The 6,335-nt window shown below is 44.8% G+C and carries 5 protein-coding genes and 1 tRNA gene; 1 reads left to right on the forward strand and 5 read right to left on the reverse strand.

What is annotated here, in order from left to right:
* Nucleotides 1-352: 352 nt before the first annotated feature.
* Nucleotides 353-428, forward strand: a tRNA-Glu gene (locus tag A1232T_RS06645).
* 200 nt (nt 429-628) lie between these two features.
* Here A1232T_RS06645 and ispD read toward each other — a convergent pair.
* From ispD to A1232T_RS06670, 5 genes are all read right to left on the reverse strand, one after another.
* Nucleotides 629-1,357 carry a 2-C-methyl-D-erythritol 4-phosphate cytidylyltransferase gene (gene ispD / locus A1232T_RS06650; RefSeq protein ID WP_077448686.1) on the reverse strand — a complete coding sequence of 243 codons (729 nt, stop codon included), beginning with the start codon at nt 1,355-1,357 and terminating at the stop codon, nt 629-631.
* Nucleotides 1,358-1,399: 42 nt separating this feature from the next.
* Nucleotides 1,400-1,753: an FtsB family cell division protein gene (locus tag A1232T_RS06655; protein WP_077448687.1), complete on the reverse strand. Its 354-nt coding sequence runs from the start codon at nt 1,751-1,753 to the stop codon at nt 1,400-1,402.
* Between the two features lie 189 nt (nt 1,754-1,942).
* On the reverse strand, nt 1,943-3,259 hold the full coding sequence (eno, locus tag A1232T_RS06660) for a phosphopyruvate hydratase (RefSeq protein WP_077448688.1): 1,317 nt from the start codon (nt 3,257-3,259) through the stop codon (nt 1,943-1,945).
* Nucleotides 3,260-3,534: 275 nt separating this feature from the next.
* Nucleotides 3,535-5,868, reverse strand: coding sequence for a heavy metal translocating P-type ATPase (locus A1232T_RS06665; RefSeq protein ID WP_077448689.1), 2,334 nt, complete (start codon nt 5,866-5,868; stop codon nt 3,535-3,537).
* 207 nt (nt 5,869-6,075) lie between these two features.
* A partial coding sequence (locus A1232T_RS06670) for a zinc ribbon domain-containing protein (protein ID WP_077448690.1) occupies nt 6,076-6,335 on the reverse strand: 260 nt, incomplete at its 5' end.

Genomic DNA, 6,335 nt, shown 5'->3' on the forward strand with positions numbered 1-6,335 from the left:
GCAGATAAAGTGTTAACCCATCACTGATGGGTTAAAAAAAGCGGTGAGTTCCACCGTGTTAGCCTGTGGAGACGATGTAAGACCTGAGTGTAATCACAATGGCAGACGTCTATGAAGCAGGAAGAAAACTCTAAAACTATGTGAGTAGGGTTAGGTAAGTTTTTCGGAACGGCTAACAGAAACAGACTCTAAACCTATTAAATAGGGGCAAACAACCCCAGCAATTCAGGGTTTTGACTTTTTTTTGCAAAATTTTCACTTTTTTCAAAAAAAAGGGTTGACACCCCATAGGTTAATCATTAGAATACGCACCACTTCGACATTAACGGTGAAAGCGGTCGAAGTGGTCTGTGTCCCGTTCGTCTAGAGGCCTAGGACCCCGCCCTTTCACGGCGGTAACAGGGGTTCGAATCCCCTACGGGATACCACTATTTTGTGTTATCTAAGTGAGCATTATCCGATTGATAACTGCTTGCGAAAAAAGCCAAACTCTTTGAGTTTGGCTTTTTTTTATGTCTTTTTTATCTCTTAGCGTTGAAGGCCGGTTTTATAGCTTGTTAATTTTATGGCCTATGAATTTATGGCCTATGAATATGAAACAGCCTATTAAATGAACATCAGCCTCTTGCTAACGACTGCTAAGAATACTCTCGATTAGCGTTAAGTCTTCTGCATATGTTAGCTTCAAATTTTGATTATTACCTGGCACTATCTTAATGGCATGACCCATGGCTTCAAAAGCACTGGCTTCATCGGTGATCATCAACCCATTGTCAGCCACATAGCTCAAAACTTGGCGTAATTTAGCCGCTCGGAATACTTGAGGGGTCTGAGCTTGCCATAGACTACTTCGATCAATGGTGGCTTGAATATCGCCCTCTACGCTCACCTTCTTTAACGTATCTGCGACAGGAACCCCTAAGATGGCCCCATAAGGGTGCTGCATCGCCGCCTCTATCACCAAATCGATATGCTTGGCCAAGACACAAGGACGCGCTGCATCATGAATTAGAATCAAATCCTCATCTTTTGCCCCAGCAGCAAACACGGCCTCTACCCCAGCCTGCACCGACTGCCAACGCTCAGCACCGCCCTCAGTGAAAGTCACAGGGAGACTAAAGTCTAAGTCTTTGGCAACGCTATCGTCTTTGGCAATGACCAAAAGCAGCTGCCGGATATAGCTGCTGGCGGCCAAAGCGGTGACGCTTTGCTGCAAAATGGTCTTGCCATGTACTGGCGTATACTGTTTGGGAATATCAGAACCAAAGCGGCTGCCCTTGCCAGCGGCGACAATTAGGCTAAATACTTTGGGTAAGGTGGAATCTGGGAGAGCTGAGGCAGAGGTGGTTGCAGTCAAAACTAATCACTTTTGAATTTATGAAATAGTAAATGCTAAACCCTAAGGAATACTTTCAATGGCATCCTCTGGATTAACAGGCGGTGTTGGCTGATTGGTATGAGTCACCGGAGCTGTAGATAATTGCACAAAGGTTTCACCTGGTTTAATCAAACCTAAGTCTAGACGAGCATGCTCTTCAACCGCTTCTAACCCATTTTTTAAATCATTCACATCAGCACGAAGTACTTTATTCTCATCTATCTTCTGGTCATTCATCTGCTGCTGCACGGCCATCTCTTCATGCAGTTGTTCTAACCCTGCGCGCCCACTTTTTCCTAGCCAATACTGATACTGCAAGCCTAGCAATACCGCAACAGCAATTAAGAACAACATAAATTGGCTAAAATATTTCATAAGAGGACTTAGGATAAATTAAACAGTGAGCATGAATATGAAAGTGTCTGAGAATACAATACGACTACTCATAAAATTATAACAGTATCTGTGCAGTCTATAATAGCAAGATTGAGTGGAATCCTAAGGACAGCCACTCAATCTACTAGTCACTCTAGACAACTAATTTAATAAAAACTAGCGGTCTGATTAGCCACGTAAGCCGATGAACTCTTCACGACCACGGTAGCTGGCACGAACTTGTTGTTCGATACGTAATAACTGGTTGTACTTAGCCACACGGTCAGAGCGGCATAAAGAACCTGTTTTGATTTGACCGGCTGCAGTACCTACTGCTAAGTCAGCAATAGTGCTGTCTTCTGTCTCACCTGAGCGGTGTGAGATTACTGTAGCATAGCCATTTTTCTTAGCTAGGTAAATGGCATCTAGAGTTTCAGATAAAGTACCGATTTGGTTAAACTTAATCAAGATAGCATTGGCAATGTTCTTATCAATACCTTCTTGTAAAATAGCTGGGTTAGTTACGAATAAGTCATCACCTACCAGCTGTACTTTGTCACCTAATTTACTGGTTAAGTAAGCCCAGCCTTCCCAATCTGACTCATCTAGACCGTCTTCGATAGAGATAATTGGATACTGTTCCGTTAGTCTTACTAGGTAATCAGAGAAGCCTTGGCTGTCAAAAGTCTTGTTACCCTCGCCCGCTAAAATGTACTGACCATTTTTGTAGAACTCACTGGCTGCACAGTCTAGCGCTAAGTGAATGTCTTTACCCGCTTTATAACCTGTTTGCTCAATGGCTTGTAAAATAACAGTAATCGCTTCTTCGTTGCTGCGTAAGTTTGGGGCAAAGCCACCTTCATCACCCACAGCTGTGTTTAAACCTTGAGCTTTAAGAACTGACTTTAAGCTATGGAAAATTTCAACACCGGCACGAAGGGCTTCTGAGAAGCTGCTAAAACCTGTTGGCTCAATCATGAACTCTTGGATATCTACTGTGTTATCTGCGTGCTCACCACCATTTAGGATGTTCATCATAGGTACTGGCATGGTCAATGACGTTTGGCCACGTAAGTTTGCGATGTACTGGTGTAATGGGATGTTTTGTGAAATAGCAGCCGCTTTAGCAGTAGCCAATGACACAGCTAACATAGCGTTGGCACCCAAGTTGTCTTTATTCTCAGTACCATCAAGCTCGATTAGACGGTTATCAATGGCTTGCTGATCGGTAGCATCATTTTCGATTAAAGCGCTTCTGATTTGGCTGTTTACGTTAGAAACGGCTTTGATAACCCCTTTACCTAAGTAACGAGACTTATCGCCATCACGTAGCTCTAGCGCTTCACGTGAACCAGTAGAGGCGCCACTTGGTGCAGCTGCACGGCCCATAGAACCGTCTGCTAAGATAACATCGGCTTCAATAGTTGGGTTACCACGTGAGTCTAGAATCTCACGAGCACGAATGTCTTGAATTTCAGTTGCGTTAGTAAAAGTTTCTGCGTACATAGCGTCTACAAGCCTCTTTGATTAATTAAGTAATAAGAATAAGTTTTGAGCAGATTACCCAGCGGGTTGTGATTTACTCAAGGGGGTTCTAAGCGTATTTTTTTATGCAAAATAATTTGGCTAATGATAGCACAAATTCCCAAATTCTTGGATGTTTCAAACCTATTTCCAAGCAATTATCAGCAATTAAAAGGGCTTATTGATACGCATTTACCAAAAATATAAGCCCCTGTAACGGTTGCTAGATATTGTGCTATGGATATTGTTGCGACAGCTTAAACCTTGTGACGGGTCAAACGAAGGGCATTCATCAGTACTGAGATTGAACTGAGCGCCATGGCTGCTGCTGCAATCATTGGGTTTAATAAGCCAAAGGCTGCCAACGGAATACCCAAACAGTTATAGATAAACGCAAAAAATAGGTTTTGCTTAATATTGCGAACGGTCGCCTTGGCAATATCTACCCCTGAATGTACCTGCATGATAGAGTCGCCCATTAATCTGGCTGAGGCACTGTGTTTGGCCACCTCTGTTCCATCTAGCATGGCAAAGCTGGCATAGGCCGTGGCCATAGCTGGCGCATCGTTAACCCCATCGCCTACCATAGCCACTTTGTGACCGACTGCTTGGTGCGCTTCAATCCACTGTGCTTTATCACGAGGTTTCAAGTGACCATGTGCCACTTTAATATCCAGGTCATCGGCAACCTGCTGTACCACTGAAGGCTTATCTCCGCTTAGCAGGACTACTTCTAGGCCATCTTGTCTTAAGGCTTGAACCGCTTGCGGGCTTTCTTCTTTTAGCTCATCGGCCAAAGCAAACATACCCAGTGGCATTCCTTCCACACTAACCGCAATGGTACTGGCGATTTGCCAAACTTTGGGCAATGCCTTTGGCAGCTTTAAGCCCACAAATTCTGCTGTACCTACTTTCACCTCACCAAAGCCTTCGACATGAGCTTTCACTCCCATGCCAGATACCACATCCACTTTACTGGCAGCAAGTAGCGGTAACTCTTTGGCTTGAGCTGCATTCACCACAGCTGTGGCTAGTGGGTGACTGGCATGGACCTCAACGCTGGCTGCGAGCTGTAATACATCTTCACTACGAATACTTTTATTGACCATCATTGAGTCAACGATATGCGGCTTACCCTTGGTCAAAGTACCGGTCTTATCAAACACTACCGTATCCACACTGCCGGCCATCTCTAAGCTTTGAGCATCTTTAAACCATACGCCATGACGAGCCGCCACACCCATCCCCGCCATAATGGCTGCTGGCGTGGCCAGTCCTAACGCACAAGGACAGGCAATAACTAATACTGACACCGCATGCAAAATGGCTTTATCCATAGCGCCTGTGATCGATAGGGTTAGACCAAACGTCACCAACGCAATCAGCACCACCACAGGGACGAATACTGCCGCTACTTTATCGGCCAAACGGGCCAAATCCGCCTTACTGCCTTGAGCCTCACTCAGTGCTTTGACCATATCGCTTAGCTGAGTGTCACTGCCCTTGGCGGTAACTTGATAGTTAAGGCTGCCGTTCTCTACCATAGCACCGGCTAATACTTTATCGCCTTTATTCTTGGTAACCGGAACCGACTCTCCCGTTAAATGACTTTCATCACACCAGCCTTCACCGGAGATGACAATACCATCTGTCGCCACTCGTGAGCCTTGCTTGGCACGCAGTACATCGCCTTTTTGTACTTCATTTAAATTTACCTGCTCGAAGCTTAACTCTACCTCACCCGCCTCAGTCTGTGTTGCTTGCGGCTCATTAACTGCAACTAACTTCTCTACGGTAGTTGGCGTTAGCTCTAACAGCATATTAATACTATTTAGGCTGTGCTTCTTGGTACGCTGCTCTAAGTATTTACCCAGCTTAACAAAGGCGATAATCATCACCCCCGCTTCAAAATAAACCGGTACATGAGCTGCACTATGGCTGGTGATGTCCGCCCAGCTTAAAGCAAAGCTACTGCTATCCGTCAGATTAACGCCCAAGCTTTCTAGCCAGATATAGGTCGAATACGCCCAAATGGTCACTGTGCCGATGACCACCAACACATCCATATTAGCCAGACCACCTTTAATGGAAGCCCAGGCACTGCGATAAAATGGACCAGCCAAGCCTAGCTGAACGAAGGTGGCTAACACAAACTGTATCCATAACGCTGGCATCCAGCTCATGCCTTGACCCAGCACCATGCCTGCCATGCCAATTAAGAACGGAATCATACAAATCCAGATCAGCACCAAGCGCCAATCCATAGACTTATCAGCCGCCTGAGGGATCTGATTATCTGTCATAGGTACTGCAGTAAACCCTGTCTTACTGACCCACTCGCTAATCTGCTCGGCATTGGACTGACTGGCATCATAATTGACGTTCAAAGTCTCGCCAGCAAAACTAACGCTTGCTGAAGCAATGGCTGGTTTTTTATTTAAAACCTTTTCGATACGAGTGGCACACGCTTGACACGACATGCCCTCAACTTGAAACTGGGCTTTCGCTAGGTTCTCAGTAGCGATTGGCGGTTTATTTTTAACATTATTTTTATTACTGTTATCGTTATTTGTAGCTTGCGAAGTGGACATGACAACACCAAGGTTAACTAAGTGGAAATAAAAAGAAATAACTCGCGAAGAATTCTAGACAGGAAGCGCCATATAATCAATGGATGTAAGGATTAACTGTTTGCTAGACGTTTTAAACTTTCAGGATTTTTAACTATAAATAAAAAGCTTAGAAACAAAAAACCCAGCACATAGCTGGCTTATCGAGCTATTGACCTCCTCCCTTCGCTAAACCGAGGGGATTCCTACATCTAGACGGTCAAGCCCGACCGCAAGGATGTTCTTAGCAGCATTGATATCTCTATCATGCCATGTGCCACACTCAGCACAAGCCCATCCTCTTATTCGCAAGCCTGCTCTACCTTTCGGACTACTGTCACTTATTTTAAGGCAGCACGAGCAGGTCTGGGTAGTGTAACTCTCATTTACGATCTCAAACTGACAACCTGCATGCTTGCATTTATATTCCAGTTGTCGTTTAAGTTCAA

The organism is Psychrobacter pasteurii (assembly GCF_900162815.1).
GTDB lineage: Bacteria > Pseudomonadota > Gammaproteobacteria > Pseudomonadales > Moraxellaceae > Psychrobacter > Psychrobacter pasteurii.